We start from the raw sequence: 22,442 nt of genomic DNA, 5'->3' as shown, positions 1-22,442 counted from the left end.
AACAATCATTTGCCCATGCCCTTTTAATTGACTTTAAAACTAAACCGAGCTATAGTTAACTTAACAAGGGGAGTAGCGACCGGTAACGGCTGATGAGTCATCAATACGGTATTTTTATACCTGGTTCATCGGGCTAAGATTTTAGTACGCAAGACCTTGGTACAATTTTGTTGTGCCAGGGTTTTTTTGTATGCGCTGGCGGAGAGGAGTTACACATGATTATTTTGATCTTTCTTCTTGCAGCAGCCGTAGTAGTCGGTGCCGCTATTTACCTGAATCAGTTCGGTGATGTGATTAGTAAGAAGTCATCTTTAAGTGGGGCTGTGGTCGGGACATTCCTTATTGCAGGAGCAACGTCATTACCTGAATTAACAACGAGTCTAACAGCCGTTTATATTGATAACCCCGATATTGCAGTTGGAAATATGCTTGGAAGTAATGTTTTTAACCTGTTAATTCTAGCGGTTGTTGACTTGATTTACAGAAGACGGAGATTATTTCAGAAGGTAAACACGAAGGCAAACGTACCTTCTGCTCTCGTCGGTCTCCTTTTTCTCGTCATTTTAATTGTCTCGTTACTAATACCAGGCTCCATTTCCATCTTTGGAATTGGGATTGAGATGATCGTCATTGTTTTCCTATATGTTCTATCGATGAAGTACATCTCAGGTGATGACGGTGAACAAGAAGACATTCCTACGAAAGATATCTCGCTGCGCACGGCTGTAATTGGTTTCATTGTTGCCGCGTTAATTGTTTTCGTATCCGGTAGTATTCTTTCCATTGCAGGAGATCGCTTAGCTGAAGCAACGGGTATGAATGCAAGCTTTGTAGGTAGTTTTCTCATCGCTGCCTCGACATCTTTACCAGAGCTCGTAACAGTGCTCGCAGCTTTTAAACTAGCAAACTATAATATGGCAATTGGTTCGATACTTGGTAGTAACTTATTCAACATCCAACTTCTCGCCCTCACAGATTTGCTTTATCGAGATGGCCCTATCCTTGCTGCGGTTGATATGTCTCATATCTTCATCGCTTGTCTCGGACTGTTGATGACGTTCGTGATTATGTACTTGCTCCTTCGACCATCAACTGTGCGTAGTTCATGGCGCTATGCTGCTCCATCGCTCGTCATGACTCTGCTCTATGTCGTTGTTTCATATGTTTTATTCTAAAAAGGAAAGCGTGCTGACACGATGTCAGCACGCTTTTTTTCAGTTCTTCTCTTAATCGCGAAAGCCACCATCTGAATGAATGATTTGCCCCGTTATCCAGTTCGCTGCATCACTCGTAAGGAAATTCACTAAGCGCGCTGCATCTTCTGGCCTTCCAATTCGTCCGGTCGGGAACTTAGGTTTTAAGAAGTCCTGCGTCGCTCGATCCATTGCCCCTGAATTCGTCGGACCAGGGTCAATCGCATTCACCGTAATATGTTGGGAAGCGACCTCGGTTGCAAACGAAGTCGTAAAAGCAGAGATCGCCCCTTTGGTCGTAATATAGGGAAGATTCCCAGGCTGAGGACTTTTGTCTTGCCCTGAAACAAAATTGATAATCCGTCCGCCGAGATCGTCCTTTTTTAATTGTTTTGCAAATGCAACCGACAGCATGCACGTACCTCTCACATTTACCGCATAATGCTCATCCAAAACGCCTGAGGTTAATTCTTCATGACTCATTTCGACACAATGGGTGGCATTGTTCACTAGAATAGAAAGCTGTCCTCGCATTTTTAACACGCGTTCCAAAAGTTGAGCAGGGGCATCGCTTTTGCTTAAATCCAGTTCCATCGATTCCACTCTCACACCATGGTCCCTTAATTCGTTCTCAAATACCTCGGCCCAGTTCGCTTCTGCATCGTTGTACCCCGTTTTATAATCATATGGTGAAAAATGAGTAAAAAATAGATTGTAGCCTTCCTGAGCTAGTTCACGACAAAGCGCAGCCCCTATCCCGTTCGGACGGCTTGCACCAGTGACAATCGCAATTCGTCTCTCTTGATTCATGTTTTCTTCCTCCCTTATGAAGGAACACCCGCACACTCGTGAAAGGAGATGATCATAAAAAATGACAGAACCTTCTTCAGGTAGCTGTCAAGTTCGTTTAATCAATCATGAACGTGGTGAACCTCCTGTCTTCGTTACATTGACAGACCTATCCCATCGTTTTAAATAGGCTAATCAATTGTTCAACGTTTACAGGATTTGTCCACACATGTTCACAGTCCCCTTTCCACTCATCTCCAATTTAACTATACCAATACGCCCATCCAAAAAGCAAGAAAATTCAGTCGCTTATGTTAATGGCATAGATCCCCGATATTTACTTTTGTATTTTTCTACATCTGATAATATCTTTAATTCGAGAATTATTAGTTTGAAATAATTAAGGTGGGGTATTGAAAAAACTACCACTTACAAAATAAGGAGAACCGACATGGAAACTCAGAAACAGATCATTCAACGACTAGTCGAGAAAGATCAAAGCTCATTGAATGAATTGTATGATACGTATATTCTTCACCTTTCACACCTACTCACAAATTCCGGGACAGATCCTAACGATCATGAGCAAATCATTACCCATCTTTTCCACACGATCTGGTATTCTCCAAGTATCCTTAGCAGAGAAAAACACCTTTCTATTGCCATAACAAAGCTCTGCCTTACATTATCAAAATCACCTTTTACTACCGTTACCTCAACACATGGTTGAACAGTTCTGGTGTCATTTTTCCTTCATTTTAAAATGGATCTTCTCCCCTTTTTACTTCTCAACTTTCGGCCTGTTACACAATTGTTATTTTCAAAAACGTAATTAAGTTCGTGGATTTTGTAAAAGGTTGTTATAATGGTTTTATAACATATGTAAAGGTAGTGACTATCTGTCGCTGTTATACTGTTCCCACCTAAAAGATGCCATCATCATGGACGCATATATGAGTGGATGAAATGATACACACTACTAAAATAAGAACGAATTTAGGTGTCGAGAGGAGCATATTTGCATGCAACGTAACAAAGAACTTCATCAATTTTTATTAACGAAAGCAGAACAGCTAACTGAAGATTGGTATGCGTCATTAGACAAGAGTGGAACGGGCGTCTATGCCTCAACTGATCCTGAAGTTATTCGTGAATTAAAATCACAAAATTTCGAGTTTCATCAGCACTTATGCAAAATATTCATAATGGAGAAAAGCGCTTTTTTTGCTGAATTTGTTGATTGGGTTCAGGAAATTGGACGGGATCCTGAACACTTAAATACGCCTACTCATCTTATTATGAAAGAATTCCAGCGCGTACGTGAACAATACATGGATTTTATCGAAGAGTATTCCAAAACAACGGAAGACCTCGTGTCACAAAAAAGTCTTGATATCTGGAAATACGCCATCATTGAAGCGGTTGATGTTGTGATGACGCGTGTCGTAGAGGAAAAATCTAAGCATTTAAATGCTCGCATTGAGGAACAGCAGCAAACGATTAATGAACTTAGCTCCCCGCTAATCGACCTTCCAGATGGAAAGGCGCTTCTTCCACTTGTTGGTGACATCGATTCAGATCGAGCAACAGCTATTTTCGAAAATACGCTAGAAGGTTGTACAACGAAACGAGTTGACCACCTTTTCATTGATTTGTCGGGGGTCTACCTTGTTGACACAAGAGTCGCGCAGCAAATATTCCAGTTAATCACAGGACTCAAATTAATTGGAGTAACGGCAACCTTATCCGGTATTCGCCCTGAAATAGCGCAAACGGCCGTTCAGCTTGGAATTGATTTTGGTGAAATACGCATTACATCTAACCTTGCTCAGGCTATTTCTTCGGAAGCAACGTTAACAAGAGATTAATCCCTATGTGATTGTATATGAAAAGCCGTGTCTTTATCCCCCTGGGAATGAGATACGGTTTTTTTAGTTCTCCTATTCGATTATGGCTTTATCGAGACACCCCATGAGGAATTTATGATTAAGGATAGAATTACATTTTTAGGATAAAACAATACAGAAGGATTTTGTATGTAGGAGGTGTTTCCGATAGAGTTTATTTGGAGTTTAATCGTTGGCGGTATTATTGGTTGGCTAGCTGGTGCAATTACAGGTCGAGATGTTCCGGGTGGAATTATAGGAAATATCATTGCTGGATTTGTTGGTGCGTGGCTAGGTACGCTTATTCTTGGTAGCTGGGGACCAGATATTGGTGGATTCAACATTATCCCCGCTATCATAGGAGCAATTATTTTAGTGTTAATCGTGAGCTTTATTATGGGAAAAGCCCGTAGTAAAAGTGAATCCTAGTTAAGTGTACTATCCGAATTCTTTGTTAGAGACAAAAAGGAAAGAAGCGCAGATTCAATAAAGAATTGCGCTTTTTTTATAGACCTTATGCTTTCCGCAAAATCTTCTCCATCGCTTTTCCCTTTGCTAACTCATCAATCAGCTTATCCAAATAGCGAATTTCCTGCATAGTTGGTTCTTCAATATCTTCCACTCGTATACCACAGACGACACCCTTAATCAAGGTTCGTGAAGGATTGAGTTGAGGAGCTTCCGCAAAGAAGGTCTCAAAGTCTGTCTTGTTTTCCAGCTGAGTTTCTAGCTCTTTCTGGCTATACCCTGTTAACCAACAGAAAATTTCATTGACTTCTGTTTTCGTACGTCCTTTTTTTTTCGCCTTTGTAACATAGTGTGGATAGACACTTGCGACACTCATTGTATAGATCTTATGTTTGGTCATGAGAAATCCTTCCTTTCACAAATTTACGATTACTAATTTTTTAATTGTATCATTCATATGAAATTAATTTTTATTAGATAATTCAAAACAAAAGAGCGATGCATCGAAGTACATCGCTCTTTTTCATCTTACCAATAATAAATGAAGTGTATTACGAGTTATACGACCTACTCTGTATATACTTCTTCAACTGCCAGCTATTTGTCAGAACACCGAAAAAACCGGTGACTGCGAAGATTGCAGAAATTGGCGTAGAGAATAACACCATCCACCCAAATAAAGAGATTAGCCCTGTACAAAATAGAAAAAAGGAGCTAACCATAGCCACGACATTGTAAAATCCAGTCTTCTTCATATTATCCTCCGTACGCGCCTTTACTGATTATTTTGTACTTCCTTATCCGTTGGCAAAATAATCGCTGCTGCAATATAGATGAGCACAAAGAGTCCTGAAGTAAAGAGAGATAAAGCAAAATAAGCGATTCTTAGCATGCTTGCATCAATGTTAAAGATTTCGCTTGCTCCTCCAAGAACACCTGATAACTGCTTATTCGTTGTCGATTTATAAAATTTCTTCATGATAATAGCCTCCAATCGTTTCTTCTATTGTTTACGAATCACTTACAAGAAAGTTTCAATTTCCCCTTATTTTTTATATTTCAAACACAAGATGTACGGTCGTTCCCTCACCTTGTGTACTAACATAAATAATTTCCCCCTTCATCGCTTGGACAATGCTATGAGAAACCATCATTCCAAGTCCTGTCCCCTTTTCTTTCGTTGTAAAAAAAGGCTGTCCCATGCGGCTTAATTGCTCTTCCGTCATACCAATTCCCGTGTCCGCTATACTAATTTCCAGCTTTTTCTTTTCTATTTTTGTCGTAACGGTAAGTGTCCCCCCGTCTGGCATCGCTTCAATCGCATTTTTAAAAATGTTCATCAAACACTGCTGAAATTTGCGCTTTTCTGATTGAATGATGGTTGGTGGCATATCGATTTTCGTCGTAATGGTCACATCTTTTAACGTCGCGAGAGGAGTAATAACACTTACACTATAGGCGATTTCGCTTGCGACATCAATTTCCTCTATATTTTCAGGAAACGGTTTTGCGAAGGTTAAATAATCATTAATGATTTCAGTCGCTCGATCGAGTTCATTTATCGCAAGTTCCATATATTCTTTCGTTTGTTTGCTTTTAAGGTCACTTTCAATTAACTGAAGAAACCCTCGACTAACGGTTAATGGATTTCGAACTTCGTGAGAAATACTAGCAGCTAGATGACTGACGACTTCTAACTTCTGACCTTCCATCACCGACTGCAATAATTTAAACTGATTTAGAAAAACTTCGTAGACAAGCGTGGCTAGTAGCAATCCCAAAAGACTAGTCAGATTAAAAAGAACCCAGGAAGAGGTATAAATTTGCGTGTCAAAGAATGTTAAGGAAATGATTGTAGAGGATACACCTACCATCAAATCGATACTTGCTGCAACGAGAAGTTTTTTCTTCAAACTGTATTTAAGAAATTTCGAGGAAACGATGGAAGCAACAATTGTAAGAAGAGTAAAAGAGAGCAAGGTCGAATAAAACCCAGTACCTCCTAACGTAAATCGATAGGCCAGTGTGATAAAGAGATACGAAAACGCAACCCACTTACCTCCGTATAATGCACCTAGAATAAAAGGAATTCTTCTAAAATCTAAGATGAAATTATCATCAACAACAACGGGATAAACCATACACAATATAATCGCTACGCCAGGAAATAATGTAAGTAGCCAACCGGACGATTTTTTCAAAAAGTTTGTGTGCTTCAATAAGTATAGAATTTGAATAATACTTAGCGGAGCGAAAACAAGTAAGAGATTTAAAAGTAAATTTTTGGCTGTAAGTAGCATTGAAAGCATCACCACACTTTTGAAATTAGTAAGTTAGTCATAGTAAATTTCTTTTTTTCATGCCTGAAGTCCTCTTTATTTTCCACATGTATTTTATTGCCATTCCATATCGTGTCGATCACTCCTATAAAGAACGGATAAAAATGTTAAAAAAGTGAGACGTTAAGAATGCTATCCCATCCTTTTCTAAATAAGCAGGTGGTTACATGGTCGAAATTCTAATTGCTCTCATTCCGGCAGTCATGTGGGGAAGTATTCTACTTGTTAGCACAAAGCTTGGCGGCGAACCATACAACCAGGTTGTTGGTACCACTATTGGTGCCCTTCTCTTTTCGATTGTGGTGTACTTTTTTACAACGCCCAATTTTACAACAGCCGCCTTAATCGTTGGCTTTATATCAGGCTTATTTTGGTCTGTCGGGCAAATGAATCAATTCAAAGCTGTCGCCTTTCTTGGCGTATCAAAAACACTCCCCATTTCTACTGGACTTCAGCTTGTCGGTACTTCTTTGTTCGGAGTTATTGCATTTGGCGAGTGGTCTTCTACGACAAAGCTAACGATAGGAATCGGTGCACTGGTTCTCATTGTAGCCGGGGTAATTTTTACTTCTTATGAGAAGTCTGAAGAAAGGGAAGCGGAAGGAAAAAGTGATTTAGCAAAAGGTTTTACGATCTTGCTTCTCTCAACTGCGGGATATGTCGGCTACGTGGTAATCATCAGGTGGTTTTCGATTGACGGTTGGACCGCTATTCTCCCTCAAGCAATTGGCATGGTCGTTGGCGCACTCCTGCAAAGTATTCATCATAAACCCTTTAATAAATATACGTTTCGAAACGGGATACCTGGTCTCATGTGGGCGAGTGGAAACCTTGCTCTTCTCCTCTCCATACCTCGCGTGGGGACGGCGACTAGCTTTTCGCTTAGTCAAACCGGTATTATCATTTCGACTCTTGGGGGAATTTTTTTACTAGGTGAACGAAAAACGAAAAAACAACTCATATTTGTTATCCTCGGATCCATTCTGATTATCGTTGGGGGAGTCATGCTTGGCTTCACGAAAAAATAAGGAGGTTCGCACAATTGGTGTATAAGGAGTTACATGGAAAAGTGGCGATTGTTACCGGTGCCGCTTCTGGTCTTGGAAAAGCGATTGCAATTCGCTTTGGTAAGGAAGGGATGAAAGTCGTCGTAAATTATTTATCAAAAGAAGAAGAGGCTACAAAAGTTGTGGAGGAAATCAAAAGCTCTGGTGGAGAGGCAATAGCCGTACAAGCAGATGTTTCAAAAGAAGCGGACGTTGAGAGGTTAATCACGGCTGCGCATAAGAGTTATGGAACGCTGAATGTGATGATGAACAATGCTGGCATTCAAAAGGAAATTCCTTCACATGAAATGACGCTAGACGATTGGAATCAAGTGATCTCGGTTAATCTCTCCGGGACGTTTCTTGGCTCTACAAAAGCGATTAACTATATGATCAAACATCAAATTAAAGGATCGATTATCAACATGTCTAGCGTTCATGAAGTTGTGCCCTGGCCTCACTTTGTTCATTACGCTTCAAGCAAAGGTGGGATGAAGATGCTTACTCAGACGCTTGCGCTTGAATATGCGCCATACGGCATCCGTGTGAATAACATTGGTCCCGGAGCCATTAATACGCCTATTAATGAAGAAAAATTTTCAGATCCTAAGACAAAAAAAGACGTCCTATCCATGATTCCTATGAAAGAAATTGGGGAACCAGCTCAAATTGCTTCCATCGCTGCTTTTTTAGCCTCAGATGAAGCAAGCTATGTGACTGGCATTACGTTATTTGCCGACGGTGGAATGAAACTTTATCCCGCTTTTCAGGCTGGGAGAGGCTAAGTATAACAATGCTATTTCCTACTTTATTGACAACCATATAGATCGAGCTCTTTATTCCACTTTATAACCGTACACTCATATGTCATGCCGATCCGCTTCGCTACTTTTAGCGAAGCTTTATTTTGTGGATCAATTAATGAAATAAGCTTGGAAACCCCTAACTCATTGAAGGCATATTTCTTACATGCGAAAGCTGCTTCCGTCGCATACCCTTTTCCCCAGTGTTGTTTGGCAAAAAGGTAACCGAGCTCCACTTCAACACCGTGAACTAATTTTTGTAGAACAAGGCCACACTGTCCTATCACCTGACCACTTTCTTTGTCTTCAACGATCCACATTCCAAAACCATAGATTTTGTAGTGATGTAATGTCCACTCAATCCACTTCACGGTATCATTTCGATTTTTACAGGACGGATAGTACTTCATCACTTCTTTATCTGAGAAAATTTCAAGAAGGGAATCCACGTCTTCCGATATCATTTTTCGTAAAACGAGTCGTTCTGTCGAAAAGATGTGCGTTGTCATTTATTCTTTCACCTCTTCCGCATCAAAAAAAAGAGTTACAATCAATTTCTGATAGTAACTCCCCCTTCCATTAGCTTATACGCCTCGACAGAAAACATTCCTTCCATTAGGAGGACGCTCACTCTCTTCCTCATCCTGATCGTTTGTTAAAGAGCTTTTCCGTGCCGATTATGCTGTTCATATTCCCCAAATTCCATCGCCTCCAATATGGCTTCTTCTGAAAAGCCTGTCAGTATGGAAATTTGTCGTATGTCACATGCCTTTTCCTTATGCTGCTTAATGAATTGAATGGCTACCATTGCCTGATACAAGACTTTTGTGTATTTGCTTAATAGCTGTTGACTCATCGAGCGTCGGCCACTTCCTCTCCTGGATGAGAGTAGAGAGGAGCATCTCTCCCTTATACTTAAACCTACCACTCTTATTGTCACGTTCCAACAAGAAAAACTGAATTTTTACAATTTATTATTAAAAACTTTTGTGGAAGCGATTAAAACTGGATTTGACTGGATTTCCTTCCTTTTTATAGGTTCGTTCAAGAAGAAAAACAGTACACCTACAAAGAATCCTCCTCCTACGATATTACCAAGGGTAACGGGAACAAGGTTATGCATAAATCCGGCTACGTTGATCAGTTCAGAATGGGGAGAAGTATATGAAATAAGAAAAACGGCGAGATTCGCTATGCTGTGTTCGTACCCAGATGTAAAAAAAGTGAAAACAAGAAGCATCATAATAATGATCTTGGCTGTATCTCCCTTCACACGTAGCGGTAACCACACCGCTAAGCACACGAGCCAATTGGCAAAAATAGCTCTAAAAAACAAGTAAGAAGTTGGAAGTGTCACTTTCTTTTCTGCCACCGTTACTAGTAAATGATCCACTCCAATGGTTTGAAAAACACCGCTAAAGTAAAGCAATAGCGTAAATAGAAGAATACCAAGGAAATTCCCACCATAGCACGTTATCCAAATGAGAAACGTTTCTTTCCAGGACGTTACTTTTTTTAGAGTGCTAATGGTTAGATACATTGTATTCGATGTAAACAGTTCCCCTCCCCCATAGACAATGAGGATAAAAGCGATCCCAAAAAACAGTGCCGTCATGACATAGGTAGCTGGTGAATGAACTTCATAGAAAAACTGGCCAACCGTAAAGCTTAACACTAAGGCAAACCCTATATAAGCTCCTGCTAACATCGCGCGAAGCAAGTAATGAGGCATACTCGCCTTAAGCAAATCTCGCTTCGAAATGGCACTCGTACAAATCTTCTCGATTGTTTCTTCTTCCATCTCCCTCATCTCCATTCACATGTTCAATACTTCACATTATCTACCATTATTGTAAGACTGAACGCTCCCCTCAACAACACACACCGATAACTTGTTTCCGTTTTGTCAAAATGAAAACGACATCACTATGAAACCCAAAAAAAGTGTGACAATTCATACTGTTTGTTGAGAAACATTTCCTTTTACTCTATACTAAGTGTGTTGACTGACCAGTCAGTTACATTTGGTTATGAATATTAAAGGAGGAACATCGTATGCAATCTGTTGAAACTGTTTACCAATCAAACTTTAAAGAAGGCGCATATGAATTCTATGAAAATTTGCGTAAAGACGAGCCTATTACATCCATTGGAAGCTCAAATGGAAACAACACCTGGCTCGTTACGACTTATGACGATGTCCTTGCATTACTAAAACGTCCTTCCTTTATTAAAGATCAATCAAAACTTTTTTCAAAAAGTGCTCGTAGCGAAGAAGAGCCGCTTGAAACGAAGATTTTTCATCATATGATGCTCGATGTCGATCCTCCCGACCACACGCGTTTACGTAAACTGGTACAACCTGGTTTTAACCCAAAAGCAATCAAGGACCTCGCTCCTCGGATTGAAGCGATCGCTGATCAATTAATTGATGAGATGAAACAAAAAAACAGCGCTGATTTAATCGACGATTTTGCGTTTCCATTACCTATTATTGTTATCTCTGAATTGCTTGGTGTTCCAACGGAAGACCGTGATAAATTTAGAAAGTGGTCAAACTCCATCGTTTCTGCTTCCGATAACATGGAAGGTGAATTTATGAACGATGTTCGGGAGTTTACCGAATACCTCACCTCTCTTTTTGAAAAGAGAAAAGCTGATCCACAAGATGATTTAATTTCCAATCTCATTAAACACGAAGAAGATGGGGAGAAATTAAGTTCAGACGAGCTTTATTCAATGGTCTTTCTATTGATTATTGCCGGTCATGAAACCACAGTGAACTTAATTGGAAATGGCATGCTTGCGCTCTTCGAACATCCCGATCAGCTAGAGCTACTGCAAAATGATTTTTCTTTAATAGAGGGAGCAATTGAAGAGGCGCTTCGCTATTATAGTCCCGTTGATTTCTCAACCGCTCGCTGGGCTGAAGAGGATTTTGAATTTAAAGGAGTTCAGCTTAGAAAAGGTGATATGGTTCTCGCGTCAATTTCATCTGCCAACCGCGATGAGAAAAAATTTGAGAACCCTAACAAGTTCGATATTACCCGCAAACCAAATCCACACATTGCGTTTGGATATGGCATTCACTTCTGTCTCGGCGCTCCTCTTGCTAGATTGGAAGGGAAAATTGCTTATCAAAAGTTACTTCAAGCCTTTCCTGCCATTCAGCTGGCTGAAGATCCGAAATGGCGCAATATGTTTTTACTGCGTGGACTCCAGGAACTTAAAGTAAAGCTTTAATTCATTTTACCAAGTAGCAAAGCCCTTCCAATAAATGAAGAAGGGCTTTGCTTTTTTCTATAGAGGTACATATTTTTTTAATAATAAATAGTAACCATAACACACCACATATGCAACTAAGTAGGAAACAAAGGTCCAGTAAATGGTCCAACCGTTGGCGTAGTGTACAAGATCAATCCAAACACCAGTACCTTCAATGATGGTTGTAATCAATGAAAAGAAAAGGATAACGACCAATGGATGAAAGCGCAGACGTTGGACGGTTAGGAACAAATACCCTGCTAAAATCGGATATATGCCAAAATACATTGGCATTGCTGCGATCGGCTCGGTATCATATTCGGGATCTATTCGCCAAAAGCCAAAATGAAAACCGAGCACATCAAAAATAACCGCCACAAACGCAGCAAAAGGGGCAATTAAAAGAAAAAGCCTAACATCCTTTTTTACGAGATAAATGCCAGCAATCCACGGAATTAGAAACGCCGCAACAAAGTTAAAAACCATTTTCGCTCACTCCTTATATAAGGAATGCACGAATCTCGCTGTAATTATACACGATCCACTTTATTCCTCCTTGACCCTCCCCTCCATCTATCTCGTTTTATTAAATACTCCTCCATTTACAGAAAGCGTCATGAATGATTATACTCAATCTATAGAACTGATCCATCAAGGAGGCACAAGAATCATGATCGCAGTCAGAATTGAAACAGAAGAAGCTTTAGAGGAAGCTTTTCGTATTCGAAAAGACGTTTTCATCGATGAACAAGGAACACCTGAGGATGAAGAATACGATGAATTTGATACGCTCGATACAGCAGAACATATTCTCGTTTTAGATGAAGAAAAAGCTGTTGGTACAGCTAGATGGCGGATTGTAGAGGGCGAAGGGAAATTTGAACGCATTTGTATTCTCGCTTCACATCGAAAACTCGGAATCGGCAATTTAATCGTACATAAGCTTGAAGAGCTCGCGATCAAGAAAGGCATAACGAACGTGAAACTGCATGGTCAAGTTCAAGCAGAAGGTTTTTATCATAAGCTTGGCTACGAAACTCGTTCAGACGTTTTTATGGAGGACGGCATCCCCCATGTTTTAATGAGGAAAAAACTACCTGAAACTTTTCAAAACGCTTCATCGTAAGTTAGGTTAGAATCAAAAATGGGAACATACTTATTAAGATAGACCTATTACTTAAAAAAGGATGAAGTTTATATGATGCGAAGCGGAAACCCCGTTTTAAAGAACAACACATTTAACAGAACGCGTGATCAAGGAGAAGCAATGACGATTGGAGGAACTGTTGCGAAAACATTCTTCCTCTTTCTCTTCCTGCTTGGTTCCTCCATCTATACATGGTATCGCTATGCGCAAGGAGAAGATGTGTACACGATGATGGTTATTGGCGCAATCGGCGGATTGATTTTCGCCCTCATCACCACCTTCTTTCATCGTGCTGCCCCAATTACTGGCCCGATCTATGCAACGCTTGAAGGCTTTGCGATTGGTGGGATATCAGCCATTTTAGAATCACGCTACCCTGGTATCGTCATTCAGGCCGCCGCTCTTACCTTTTCCGTTATGGGCGTTCTGCTCTTCTTATATGCTGCTCGAATTATTAAGGTAACAAAGAACTTCCGATTAATGATCGTTTCCGCTACGCTTGCGATTTTCGTCGTATACATCATTGATCTTGGCCTCAACCTTTTCTTAAATGCCAACGTTCCTTACTTGCACTCAAACGGCCTTGTTGGAATCGGCATTAGCTTGTTCATTGTCGCGATCGCAGCGCTCAACCTCGTGCTTGATTTCGACTTTATCGAAAACGGTGCAAACCGCGGCGCTCCAAAACACCTGGAATGGTACGGTGCGTTCGGACTCATGGTGACGCTCGTATGGTTGTATATTGAGATTCTTCATTTGCTACAAAAATTAAGACGATAACAAATAAAAGTCACATCCAGATTTCAATCGGGATGTGGCTTTTTTCTATGCTTTATCGAGAATCATTAGTAAATAGCTTCCTGCCCAAATCAGTAAAAGTAATACGGAGGCTTATTCTAATAAACGAAGGATGAGGGTCTCTTTTTTTATCGGATTTAAACGCTTTGCAATCAGAAGCATGTCCATTGCTGCTAAAAGCACCAATACCCATTTTGTTTTGGTCATGAGAAAATCTCCAATTCAACCCTAAATTCACCAAAGAACTTAAGCATGATGTAATTGATCATTTAATACTACTGCCATTCCGATCAGGATAATTTGCTCTACTTGATTGGGGGGTTTGGTATGTTGAATGTGGTACTCCCCACCAGAAAACAAGGCCTCTTTTATTGTTGCTGATCGAGTCGACTTTTTTTGAATGGAGGCTATTACTTTTATCGTTCCTTCATCTTTAACGGTTAAGTGGAAGGAACCATTTTCTCCAACCGCTTTTATGTAAGACTTTCCTTCAGGTAGCTGAGCCGAAATGGTCTGAGTTTTCATTCCTAACTTTTGCTTTAGAATCGCAAGTAATCTACCATCAGCTTCAAATACTTCTACGTCCTTATTGAAACCTCTGGCTTTTTTAAGTTGAGCAACCACTTTTCCGTTAACATCACTCACGTAAAAATGCTTACTCGCCACCGCATGCAGATTAATCCATTTCAATAGTTGATTCTTTAACTCTATTGACGTTTTCATTTCTTCAATCCTACCTATAAAACGCTCCTCCGCATAAAGGCTGTATTCTCTGCTTTGACTTTTCAAAATGGATTCTTCTTTCATACGTAAATAAGGGTAGTTAGAAAGCATCGGTAACCTCCTTTCTAACTTAACATTTTTTCAATTGAATCTTTTACATATGTTACCACTATTTAATTTTTCTCTAAAGGTGTGAATAAAAAAATCCTCGAATTTTCTTCGAGGACTTGAAATAGTACGTTTTTAGCTCATGACCTGCTTTTTCACACGATAATAAAGCCAAACTGCTCCCTTATTTCCGATAGGCTTTACCTCCACCAGTTGAAGTGGAACAGCTTGTTGAATGGACTCCAAATTCTCACCGTCAAAGATCGTTGGCGTCGTTCGACCTCCAATTGCTAACGGTGCAAGTACAACGCTAATTTCATCCACAACGCCCGCTCTTAAGAAAGCGCCATTGATCGTTCCGCCTCCGCTAATGGCAAGGCGCCTAAATCCTAGTTCATAAAGTTGTTCAAGAGCAAGTTCAAAATCGATTTTTTCTCCATCACCTGCTTTAATGTATGTAATGCCCTTCGTGTCTAGCTGCTCAATATAGGCCTGACTCACATTCTCTCTTGTGACAACGATTAGTCCCTCGGTTTGCGCCCAATCCATTCGGCCTCTCCCATCAAAAACAATATATGCTTTCGATTTCTGTGGCGTCGTAATTGGATTCTCAAGCTCTACCCAATCTGAGCTCCACACAATTAAACTTTCACTTCCTGATACGAGCGCATCACAATTTAATTCATCGTATAGTTTATGAGCTTCATCATTCGCCTTACCGTCCACACCGTATGACGTCCATTCCATCACATTATGTCCTGGCGCTGTCGTCATTCTTCCATCCATTGAAGCAAATACGTTGATTACCACTTCAGGTCTTTTTTTCAGCTTCATCATCTCCTTTGGTTTGAATAATTCCATTATAAATTTTCCAGGAAATGAATGTCAGTGTTTTCTGTTATAAATGAATTTACATGACTTTTATCCCGCTTGTCTTAATTCCGCCTGCTGCTTTCTTGCATCTAATTCAGGAGAAATCATGAAAAAGATGAGCGTGCCAATTAAACCAATACTCGTAATCACGATCGCCATCAACATCGAAGAAAAAACCGCACCAAGCGAAACCGTTACGGATGCAACGAGCATCGAAAGGTTGAACTTTAATCCTCCAAACGCCATGTAGGAACTCCTTGCATCGTCCGGTGGAATGGCTGCCATATACGATTGTTCAACAGGGACGCGGAAAACTTCTCCAATTGTTAGTACCGCCATCATTAGAAAAAGAAGCCTTAAGCTATTGGAATACGCTAAAACACCGTATCCGATTGTAAAGAAGAAACAACTCCAAACAAGGACCGATTTATCTTTTAATGAATGCGGAATTCTAGTAACAAACAGCATCAGAATAACAACCATAATTGTGTTCTCACTTCTTAAAAACCCCATCGTTTGAACACCATCGAACTCCCAAAGAAGAAATTGCTGAGTTGGCATTTCCTCACTTAGGCGAATGCCTATGTAGTTTGTTAGCTGAAATTCCATGGAAAGAATAAGAACGCCCGCGATCGTAAAGAGCACAAACAACCGATCCTGAAACACTCTTTTATAAGTGGATAATAATTGCATGACATGTTGAGCAGGTTTCAGCTCTTCCACAACTGGTTTATGACTTTCATCAATGAAGAAGGCAACTAAGAATGCTGTAACTGCCGCTGCAAGACTAAGAGATAGAAAAAGTTCAAACAAGTAGTCTTTAAATAGGAAAGCGCCAAGTATTCCCCCTACGGCGATGGAGAGGTTATTTGCCCAATACGAAATGGAATACATCAGCTTCCGCTGCGGCGGGGTACTTACATCGATCAGCATCGCCTGGTTCGCTGGGCCTGCGAGTCCCCAACAAATACTATTCACAGTCATCATCGCAAATGTGATGGCTGCTGATTCAAACCACGGTGAATTGCAGATCATCATTGTTAAAAAAGCGAGAAAACGAAGCGTTTCCGCAAACAGCATCACTTTCTTTCGACCAAATTGGTCTGCGAAATAACCGCCAAGAAAGTTAATGCCGATCCCGATAAACACATTCACTAACAAAAGAAGCCCTGCGACCTTGGCTCCAAAATGGACCGCTAAGTAAATTGACATAAACGGAAAAATCATACTTCCGATAAAGCGACTTATAAAGTTTTCAATTAGACGTATTTTAATGTTTTTGTGAAAGTCTCTGAATCTCATTTTCTGTCTCTCCTATTCTATGTACGCACCATGTAGTGTGTAGGCGATTCATTTTAATAGCTCGAACCCTCCCTTTTTTCAGATATTTCCATATACAATACCTTATTTTCCATATTGAGACAATATAAGAATGAAAATCCTTTAAGAAAGTGGCTCAAACATAGTAAAAACTCAGCCGCCATGAGCTGAGTTAATTAAAAGAACTTCCTATTCGTCGAGAATTCCGCGAAAATCAAATTAATTCCGCGTTTTTTCCGCGATATTTAACATAATTCCGCGAAACCGTTATAAACGCGGCAATCACCCATATTTCTTCTGGTGCTCCTTCTTCTTCTTTAAATAAGCTTGATCCGTACGAACAATCTTCCACTTCTCTTCAAAATCCTTGCTGATTCGGCTTTTTCTTCATCAATATCCCGCTCATTCACATCACCGTCGCTATCGTATTTCTTACCACCTTTATAATTCGCATATCGACGAGCTCTTGTATAACCCATCTGAATAAATTTACGAGCCATGTCCATCCCTACGAAATCATCGTTTTCTTGATACTCGCGAAACATATGATAAATTTTCTCTGACGATTCTTTTGCGATCTCAGGTGTTTTAAAGCGCCAGTGTGGGAGGATTTCACTTTTATAAGGTTCTACCATTAGAACACCCTGCTCCCCGCGACCAACGCGGTACTTTTCAGGCTGCTCTCGAAAGTTAATATTGTCAAAATCGAGGTCATAATTAAAAGCCATCGATACCACTCCTTTTTGGAGGGTATTCCCAGTATGTTCCTTACCGTAAACAATGCAAGTTCATTTAACTCTCTTCTTTCACGATCCTAGATAGTGATTAACCTTATCTCGAAACGCATAAGGCTTATCCACTTTCACATACACATGCTCAATGCTTTTTTTAAAGCCAAAAACCTGATTCATTTCCACCGTTCGATTCAGTTCAATCACGAATGGAGCCTGCTCTCTTTCAAGTCCATGAAGCGCAAACTCAACACTTGCTCGATCCTGCTTCACTTCTTCAGGAGATTTCTTGTTTTCTGATATTGCTTTTACAGCATTCCACTCGATAAATCCATATTGCCGAATGCCCTTTTGAAAATGAATGCCTTTTTCACTAAGGATAACAGGAGATAATCGAATCGCCTGGTAATCTGAGATGATAAATAGGAGCGCATAAAGATCAAAAAATGTCACGATCCAGGCCGCTACATGACTGTACTGTGCAACCATCATGTGAACGGCAATTATCTCGATGACCATGGCATGAACTAGCATGTAAAATACACCAAGGTAACCTCCATCTGTATGGAACGTAAATGAATTTACATGTTCAACGTTTGCTTGCCTTTTCTTTCTCCAGCTAAATAAACAATAGTAAATAGCAGCAAGATCCGTCGCTACTAATCGCAATAGAAAACCGAATTTATTTAGTCGTTTGTTTTGAAAGGTAAACGTTTGTTGGATCGCTCGTGAAAAGCTTAGAAGAAAATGATGATGAATCGTCTTTTCCATTTGATAGTTTTTTATTAATATGGGAATCCTTTTAAGAATGGCAATAAAAAGAACGAACTCAAAAGCGATGACACCTACTTCAAGGACAATGACCATGACATTAAAATACGTAAGGTGTGCATCCGCATGAGAGGGGATCATCCAATTGGCAAGCAACACCCCAAAGAATACCAATCCACACAACAGAATCCATGAAACTCTTTTTCGAAACCCAAAAAAATAGAGTAACAACGGTAAAATGATGCTAAGGTCAAGCGCCGTTCCAATACCCACTCGATCATCGATAGGGCCAACCACTTGCGTTTGCATTACAAGATAATTCGGCACAATGATAATGAACAAAAAGAATACGACCCGTTTCCAGGCGATTTCCTGTAACGGTAAAGAAAGTGTCATATGATCCCCTCCTCGTCTTGTTATTTTCTATTATAATGAAACCTTTTAAAGAAGAGGTAATCTTCTTACACTTGTTGGAAAAAATACAAATCTAACACATTCTAACGTTCCTTCCTGTGTGTTTCAGGGTAAAGATTAGTCGACAATGATGACAGACGTTAGGAGGATCCCATGATATTTTTCGGTTATGCTATCTATTTACTTTTAGCCATTCTAAAATTTGTGCTATTTAGCTTCTATACCAATACGGCTTTTCCATTGCAGTTTCTTCTTATGAACCTTGCCGGCATGTTACTTTTATCAAGCTGGACACTTCTCATTCAATGGAAGAAACGCCGCTGGATATGGCTCACGCTTTTGTTTCTACATAGTCTACTTTTAATATCCGATCTCTGGTACTACCGCTATTTTGAAGATATGCTCTCTGTTTCTCTTCTTTCTCAGATGCTTCAGATGAGCGATGTGGGCGGAGGATTTATGGCGCTCATCCGTTTTCAAGACTTTTTCCTTTTCGCTGATGTGGTGATTTTTCTTTTGATCCTCTTTTTCACGAGAAAGAAGACGTATGAAGTAACAAAGAAGAAACGGAAAATAACGGCAGGCGTTACATTTCTTATCGGGATCGTTCTGTTTGCGACACCGTTAACCTATAGCGCTGTTAAAGATGACCAATGGCTAGTGACGCACTCCATTTCAGATATGCGTGATTATTACCAGCTTGGCTTCTGGGGCTATCACGGCGTTGATCTTTGGCGAGGTGTGGTCAGAGTTTTTGATGCTGATGATGATTTAACCGCGACACAACAAAAAATGCTCGAGAAAAATGCTTCAGAAAACACAGAAGGTTCTCCTAAGAAACCAAATATCCTTTTGATTCAATTGGAATCGTTCCAAGGGTCACTAATTGGACAGAAAATCAACGGCAAAGAGCTTACTCCCAATTTAAATCAGTTAAAAGAAGAAACGCTATACTTCTCTTCGTTCTATCATCAAACGCATGAAGGAAGAACGTCTGATGCTGAATTTATAACAAATACGTCGCTCTATCCATTGAAATCCGGCTCCGTTTATACACGTTTTCCAGAAAATGAATTCGGGTCATTACCGGAGTTACTGAAAGAAAATGGCTACGACACAGCGGCCATGCATGCGTATGACAAAGGATTTTGGAACCGTGATAAAGTGTATGAGAACATTGGATTCAATCACTTCTTTAGCAACAAAGACTATCCGAACAAGAAAAAAATCGGCATGGCTTTGAACGATAAAAACTTTCTCACTACATCAATAGAACATATGGAAACGTTAAAAGAACCTTACTTTGCGTTTATGGTGGCATTAACGAGCCATACGCCGTATGAGATACCTAAAGATGAGAGAGAACTTGATTTATCAGGATATGAGGACCCAATGTTAAAACGATATTATCAAACAATTAATTATGTCGATCAGGCTGTCGGATTAATGATTGATGAGTTGAAACAGAAAGGAATGTGGGAAGATTCCCTTATCATTTTCTACGGTGACCATGATAGCGGCCTGACGAACGAAGGCAGCGAGATGAGAAAGGAAGCCAATGTTGAAAGTGCTGTAGATGCGTTTGAACTTGATCGTCAGGTGCCACTTTTTATAAAGCAACCGAATGACAGTAGTGGGCAGGTTGTAAAAGAAAATGGTGGGCAAATTGACATCGCTCCAACGATCCTGGACGTATTAAATATGGATATGCCTTATATGATGGGGAGATCTCTTCTTGATGACGAATCCAATTTAACCGCATTTCGAGATGGGTCTTTCCGCTATAAAGATTATTATTACGAAGCTGATTTAACAGAAGAAGCTGGAAACGGCACGTGCTATAACGTTTCTAGTGAAAAGAAAGTAGCGTTTGATAACTGTAAAGATCAAATCGAAAAGGTAGCAGAGCAACTTCGCCTTTCTGATGATATTATTGAGAAGAATGGTCTTGAAAAAGGTAACGAGTAGAAACGAATGAATTGGCGGTTCAGACATCTAAAGGTCTGGATCGTTTTTTTGTGGCTTATAGTACCTTTGACACAGCTTTTTTGAGAGAGAATAAGCATGATTAAGAACTTCAGAGAAACCCGTCGAATGAACAGCGGTTACCATTCTATATACCTATTCTCCAACTAAGAAAGTTAGTGAAATGGTTCCTTGATTAATAGACAGAATATTCTTATAGTTGAAGAGGTATAAACTCATTTCAAATAGGAGGGTTTTATGAAGAAATGGTTGGTGTCGCTATTGGTGGTGACGTTCTTACTTGCTCCCCCCTTCGCCCAGGATGCACAAGCCGGTATTATCGGGAAAGGTGATGCAACCGGAACACCCGGCGAATGGTACATTGGAGATGAACCCACGTCGGTTAAGTCTGGCTCCCTTCCACTCGTATTTGTACATGGTCTAAACAGCTCCTCAAAGACATGGATTGACCAAAATGACATGGACGAACTTACATACAGCAAGAACTACCAAACGGCTTACATTGATTTATATCCGACAAGAAACATGTGGGATAACGGACAGCTGCTTGCTAGCAAACTGAAAGAAATGAACGCTTATTTTGGAAAGAAAGTCATTCTTGTGACGCACAGTAAAGGCGGTGTTGATGCCCAGGCTGCCATCATTCATGCAAATGCCGAGCAGTATGTTGATAAAGTCATCACACTCTCCACGCCTCATCAAGGATCACAGCTAGCTGATCTCGCCCACAGCAGCTGGGCCGGGTGGTTAGCTGCCATCATTGGAAATCGAAATGACGCCACTTATTCACTTCAGACTGGCTACATGAGCTATTTCCGCTCCGTAACTGATTCGAAACCGAATATATCTGCTACCCCTTACTATACATTTGGAGGAACGAGTTGGGGTAGCTTTGGCGGCGCGCTCTACTGGGGTGGATTGTATTTGAGGCCGTATGGTCCCAACGACGGGGCTGTTACCGTTACTAGCTCCAGACTCCCCTATGGAAATGAGGTTCGCGTTGGAAATTGGGATCACTCTTCCATTCGAACAGGAAGCGCTACGCTTAATTTATTTGAACCTTACTTAACGCAGTCACTCCCTGCCTTTGCTCCGCTCACTTCTATCAATGAAACGTCTGCTTCTGAGGAAGCCAGTGTTCTCATTAGGGGTGGTGAATTTAACGGGACAAAAGTAGAAAAGGTACAGATCGAACCAAACACAAAAAGCATCGCAATTGATTGGATGAGTCAAAACAAAGATTCAGTAATTACCCTTCAAGGACCTGATCAAAAAACGTATGCGGTAACAAACACATCTCAAGATGACGGCATGTTTGAAGGAGCGTTTCATCATCAAATGAAAGTGAACAACCCGACGGCAGGTACATGGAAACTAAAGGTGAAACAGCCCAAGAAAGAAAGTTATTTAATGCAGGTCGCTTATGAAAGTGAGCTAAACGAGGACCTTCAGATAGAAATGAATAACGCGAAAGAAGTGAAGCTTCAAGTAGACAAAACAAAGATTGATCAGAAATCCATTGAAGGTTCGATCGTGATTCAATATAGTAAAAACGGAAAAATGAAGCAAAAGAAAGTCTCACAGGAGAAATTGAATGCTCAAAAATCCTTCCCTATTAAAAATGCAGGAGAAGGCGTTTATCATATCATGCTCGATGTAAATGGCGATACCGAAAAAGGAGCGTCATTAGAGCGAACGATTCTTCACACGGTTTACATTGATGCAGACGGAAAGGTGTATCACCCTTAATCAAAAGCCCCTTTCGAACATTCGAAGGGGGCTT

General features: G+C 40.3%; 23 protein-coding genes and 1 pseudogene. 11 read left to right on the top strand and 13 right to left on the bottom strand.

Going from position 1 to position 22,442, the window contains the following annotated elements; genetic code table 11:
* Positions 1–215: 215 nt before the first annotated feature.
* Complete coding sequence (locus ATG70_RS01400; protein ID WP_098442603.1) at positions 216–1,175, top strand: sodium:calcium antiporter; 960 nt, start codon at positions 216–218, stop codon at positions 1,173–1,175.
* A gap of 51 nt (positions 1,176–1,226) precedes the next feature.
* Here the strand turns inward: ATG70_RS01400 and ATG70_RS01395 are convergent, their stop codons facing one another.
* Positions 1,227–2,003, bottom strand: a complete 777-nt coding sequence (locus tag ATG70_RS01395; RefSeq protein WP_098442602.1) for an SDR family oxidoreductase — start codon at positions 2,001–2,003, stop codon at positions 1,227–1,229.
* 430 nt (positions 2,004–2,433) lie between these two features.
* Here ATG70_RS01395 and ATG70_RS01390 point away from each other — a divergent pair, with 430 nt between their 5' ends.
* The 3 genes from ATG70_RS01390 to ATG70_RS01380 all read left to right on the top strand — a co-directional run bounded on the left by ATG70_RS01390 (position 2,434) and on the right by ATG70_RS01380 (position 4,297).
* Positions 2,434–2,712: a hypothetical protein gene (locus ATG70_RS01390; RefSeq protein WP_098442601.1), complete on the top strand. Its 279-nt coding sequence runs from the start codon at positions 2,434–2,436 to the stop codon at positions 2,710–2,712.
* Positions 2,713–3,004: 292 nt separating this feature from the next.
* Positions 3,005–3,850, top strand: a complete 846-nt coding sequence (locus tag ATG70_RS01385; RefSeq protein ID WP_098442600.1) for an STAS domain-containing protein — start codon at positions 3,005–3,007, stop codon at positions 3,848–3,850.
* 186 nt (positions 3,851–4,036) lie between these two features.
* Positions 4,037–4,297, top strand: coding sequence for a GlsB/YeaQ/YmgE family stress response membrane protein (locus ATG70_RS01380; RefSeq protein WP_098445675.1), 261 nt, complete (start codon positions 4,037–4,039; stop codon positions 4,295–4,297).
* An 85-nt stretch (positions 4,298–4,382) separates the two neighbouring features.
* Here ATG70_RS01380 and ATG70_RS01375 read toward each other — a convergent pair whose 3' ends face one another.
* The 3 genes from ATG70_RS01375 to ATG70_RS01360 all read right to left on the bottom strand — a co-directional run bounded on the left by ATG70_RS01375 (position 4,383) and on the right by ATG70_RS01360 (position 6,636).
* Entirely contained in the window at positions 4,383–4,736 is a 354-nt protein-coding gene (locus tag ATG70_RS01375) for a DUF2200 domain-containing protein (protein ID WP_098442599.1), read from the bottom strand.
* A 375-nt stretch (positions 4,737–5,111) separates the two neighbouring features.
* Positions 5,112–5,315: a PspC domain-containing protein gene (locus tag ATG70_RS01365; RefSeq protein ID WP_098442597.1), complete on the bottom strand. Its 204-nt coding sequence runs from the start codon at positions 5,313–5,315 to the stop codon at positions 5,112–5,114.
* A gap of 73 nt (positions 5,316–5,388) precedes the next feature.
* Entirely contained in the window at positions 5,389–6,636 is a 1,248-nt protein-coding gene (locus ATG70_RS01360) for an ATP-binding protein (protein WP_179886135.1), read from the bottom strand.
* Positions 6,637–6,842: 206 nt separating this feature from the next.
* On the opposite strand from ATG70_RS01360, the gene ATG70_RS01355 reads away from it, so the two are divergent.
* A complete protein-coding gene (locus tag ATG70_RS01355; RefSeq protein WP_098442595.1) occupies positions 6,843–7,703 on the top strand; it encodes a GRP family sugar transporter in 861 nt (286 codons plus the stop codon).
* A gap of 17 nt (positions 7,704–7,720) precedes the next feature.
* Positions 7,721–8,506, top strand: coding sequence for a glucose-1-dehydrogenase (locus tag ATG70_RS01350; RefSeq protein ID WP_098445674.1), 786 nt, complete (start codon positions 7,721–7,723; stop codon positions 8,504–8,506).
* A gap of 23 nt (positions 8,507–8,529) precedes the next feature.
* On the opposite strand, the gene ATG70_RS01345 is transcribed toward ATG70_RS01350, so the two are convergent.
* From ATG70_RS01345 to ATG70_RS01335, 3 genes are all read right to left on the bottom strand, one after another.
* Positions 8,530–9,033: a GNAT family N-acetyltransferase gene (locus ATG70_RS01345; protein WP_098442594.1), complete on the bottom strand. Its 504-nt coding sequence runs from the start codon at positions 9,031–9,033 to the stop codon at positions 8,530–8,532.
* Between the two features lie 146 nt (positions 9,034–9,179).
* Positions 9,180–9,380 (bottom strand): hypothetical protein, encoded by a 201-nt coding sequence (locus ATG70_RS01340; RefSeq protein WP_098442593.1) that lies wholly within the window; start codon positions 9,378–9,380, stop codon positions 9,180–9,182.
* A 108-nt stretch (positions 9,381–9,488) separates the two neighbouring features.
* Positions 9,489–10,325 carry a formate/nitrite transporter family protein gene (locus tag ATG70_RS01335; RefSeq protein ID WP_098442592.1) on the bottom strand — a complete coding sequence of 279 codons (837 nt, stop codon included), beginning with the start codon at positions 10,323–10,325 and terminating at the stop codon, positions 9,489–9,491.
* Positions 10,326–10,579: 254 nt separating this feature from the next.
* Here ATG70_RS01335 and ATG70_RS01330 point away from each other — a divergent pair, with 254 nt between their 5' ends.
* The gene (locus ATG70_RS01330; RefSeq protein WP_098442591.1) at positions 10,580–11,767 is read left to right on the top strand and encodes a cytochrome P450 family protein; all 1,188 of its coding nucleotides are present in this window, start codon (positions 10,580–10,582) and stop codon (positions 11,765–11,767) included.
* A gap of 57 nt (positions 11,768–11,824) precedes the next feature.
* Here ATG70_RS01330 and ATG70_RS01325 read toward each other — a convergent pair whose 3' ends face one another.
* Positions 11,825–12,274, bottom strand: a complete 450-nt coding sequence (locus ATG70_RS01325; protein ID WP_098442590.1) for a CBO0543 family protein — start codon at positions 12,272–12,274, stop codon at positions 11,825–11,827.
* Between the two features lie 184 nt (positions 12,275–12,458).
* On the opposite strand from ATG70_RS01325, the gene ATG70_RS01320 reads away from it, so the two are divergent.
* Positions 12,459–12,914, top strand: coding sequence for a GNAT family N-acetyltransferase (locus ATG70_RS01320; protein WP_098442589.1), 456 nt, complete (start codon positions 12,459–12,461; stop codon positions 12,912–12,914).
* A gap of 75 nt (positions 12,915–12,989) precedes the next feature.
* Positions 12,990–13,715, top strand: coding sequence for a Bax inhibitor-1/YccA family protein (locus tag ATG70_RS01315; protein ID WP_098445673.1), 726 nt, complete (start codon positions 12,990–12,992; stop codon positions 13,713–13,715).
* 264 nt (positions 13,716–13,979) lie between these two features.
* Here ATG70_RS01315 and ATG70_RS01310 read toward each other — a convergent pair whose 3' ends face one another.
* From ATG70_RS01310 to ATG70_RS01290, 5 genes and pseudogenes are all read right to left on the bottom strand, one after another.
* Positions 13,980–14,567 carry a hypothetical protein gene (locus ATG70_RS01310; protein WP_098442588.1) on the bottom strand — a complete coding sequence of 196 codons (588 nt, stop codon included), beginning with the start codon at positions 14,565–14,567 and terminating at the stop codon, positions 13,980–13,982.
* 132 nt (positions 14,568–14,699) lie between these two features.
* On the bottom strand, positions 14,700–15,425 hold the full coding sequence (locus tag ATG70_RS01305; protein ID WP_098442587.1) for a RibD family protein: 726 nt from the start codon (positions 15,423–15,425) through the stop codon (positions 14,700–14,702).
* A gap of 60 nt (positions 15,426–15,485) precedes the next feature.
* On the bottom strand, positions 15,486–16,739 hold the full coding sequence (locus tag ATG70_RS01300) for an MDR family MFS transporter (protein WP_098442586.1): 1,254 nt from the start codon (positions 16,737–16,739) through the stop codon (positions 15,486–15,488).
* 300 nt (positions 16,740–17,039) lie between these two features.
* Positions 17,040–17,485, bottom strand: a pseudogene (locus ATG70_RS01295) (DUF4385 domain-containing protein).
* 78 nt (positions 17,486–17,563) lie between these two features.
* Positions 17,564–18,655: a hypothetical protein gene (locus ATG70_RS01290; RefSeq protein ID WP_098442585.1), complete on the bottom strand. Its 1,092-nt coding sequence runs from the start codon at positions 18,653–18,655 to the stop codon at positions 17,564–17,566.
* Between the two features lie 171 nt (positions 18,656–18,826).
* Here ATG70_RS01290 and ATG70_RS01285 point away from each other — a divergent pair, with 171 nt between their 5' ends.
* A complete protein-coding gene (locus ATG70_RS01285) occupies positions 18,827–20,641 on the top strand; it encodes an LTA synthase family protein (protein WP_098442584.1) in 1,815 nt (604 codons plus the stop codon).
* Positions 20,642–20,896: 255 nt separating this feature from the next.
* Entirely contained in the window at positions 20,897–22,408 is a 1,512-nt protein-coding gene (locus tag ATG70_RS01280; RefSeq protein WP_098442583.1) for an esterase/lipase family protein, read from the top strand.
* Positions 22,409–22,442 lie beyond the last annotated feature (34 nt).

The organism is Bacillus sp. es.036, from assembly GCF_002563635.1.
GTDB lineage: Bacteria > Bacillota > Bacilli > Bacillales > Guptibacillaceae > Guptibacillus.
This window is presented reverse-complemented; position numbering and strand designations above follow the sequence as displayed.

What these genes read in the sequence shown, in the direction of transcription:
- ATG70_RS01400 (WP_098442603.1), top strand. Translation starts at nt 216, where the DNA reads ATGATTATTTTGATCTTTCTTCTTGCAGCAGCCGTAGTAGTCGGTGCC.
- ATG70_RS01395 (WP_098442602.1), bottom strand. Translation starts at nt 2,003, where the DNA reads ATGAATCAAGAGAGACGAATTGCGATTGTCACTGGTGCAAGCCGTCCG.
- ATG70_RS01390 (WP_098442601.1), top strand. Translation starts at nt 2,434, where the DNA reads ATGGAAACTCAGAAACAGATCATTCAACGACTAGTCGAGAAAGATCAA.
- ATG70_RS01385 (WP_098442600.1), top strand. Translation starts at nt 3,005, where the DNA reads ATGCAACGTAACAAAGAACTTCATCAATTTTTATTAACGAAAGCAGAA.
- ATG70_RS01375 (WP_098442599.1), bottom strand. Translation starts at nt 4,736, where the DNA reads ATGACCAAACATAAGATCTATACAATGAGTGTCGCAAGTGTCTATCCA.
- ATG70_RS01365 (WP_098442597.1), bottom strand. Translation starts at nt 5,315, where the DNA reads ATGAAGAAATTTTATAAATCGACAACGAATAAGCAGTTATCAGGTGTT.
- ATG70_RS01360 (WP_179886135.1), bottom strand. Translation starts at nt 6,636, where the DNA reads ATGCTACTTACAGCCAAAAATTTACTTTTAAATCTCTTACTTGTTTTC.
- ATG70_RS01355 (WP_098442595.1), top strand. Translation starts at nt 6,843, where the DNA reads ATGGTCGAAATTCTAATTGCTCTCATTCCGGCAGTCATGTGGGGAAGT.
- ATG70_RS01345 (WP_098442594.1), bottom strand. Translation starts at nt 9,033, where the DNA reads ATGACAACGCACATCTTTTCGACAGAACGACTCGTTTTACGAAAAATG.
- ATG70_RS01340 (WP_098442593.1), bottom strand. Translation starts at nt 9,380, where the DNA reads ATGAGTCAACAGCTATTAAGCAAATACACAAAAGTCTTGTATCAGGCA.
- ATG70_RS01335 (WP_098442592.1), bottom strand. Translation starts at nt 10,325, where the DNA reads ATGGAAGAAGAAACAATCGAGAAGATTTGTACGAGTGCCATTTCGAAG.
- ATG70_RS01330 (WP_098442591.1), top strand. Translation starts at nt 10,580, where the DNA reads ATGCAATCTGTTGAAACTGTTTACCAATCAAACTTTAAAGAAGGCGCA.
- ATG70_RS01325 (WP_098442590.1), bottom strand. Translation starts at nt 12,274, where the DNA reads ATGGTTTTTAACTTTGTTGCGGCGTTTCTAATTCCGTGGATTGCTGGC.
- ATG70_RS01320 (WP_098442589.1), top strand. Translation starts at nt 12,459, where the DNA reads ATGATCGCAGTCAGAATTGAAACAGAAGAAGCTTTAGAGGAAGCTTTT.
- ATG70_RS01315 (WP_098445673.1), top strand. Translation starts at nt 12,990, where the DNA reads ATGCGAAGCGGAAACCCCGTTTTAAAGAACAACACATTTAACAGAACG.
- ATG70_RS01310 (WP_098442588.1), bottom strand. Translation starts at nt 14,567, where the DNA reads ATGCTTTCTAACTACCCTTATTTACGTATGAAAGAAGAATCCATTTTG.
- ATG70_RS01305 (WP_098442587.1), bottom strand. Translation starts at nt 15,425, where the DNA reads ATGGAATTATTCAAACCAAAGGAGATGATGAAGCTGAAAAAAAGACCT.
- ATG70_RS01300 (WP_098442586.1), bottom strand. Translation starts at nt 16,739, where the DNA reads ATGAGATTCAGAGACTTTCACAAAAACATTAAAATACGTCTAATTGAA.
- ATG70_RS01290 (WP_098442585.1), bottom strand. Translation starts at nt 18,655, where the DNA reads ATGACACTTTCTTTACCGTTACAGGAAATCGCCTGGAAACGGGTCGTA.
- ATG70_RS01285 (WP_098442584.1), top strand. Translation starts at nt 18,827, where the DNA reads ATGATATTTTTCGGTTATGCTATCTATTTACTTTTAGCCATTCTAAAA.
- ATG70_RS01280 (WP_098442583.1), top strand. Translation starts at nt 20,897, where the DNA reads ATGAAGAAATGGTTGGTGTCGCTATTGGTGGTGACGTTCTTACTTGCT.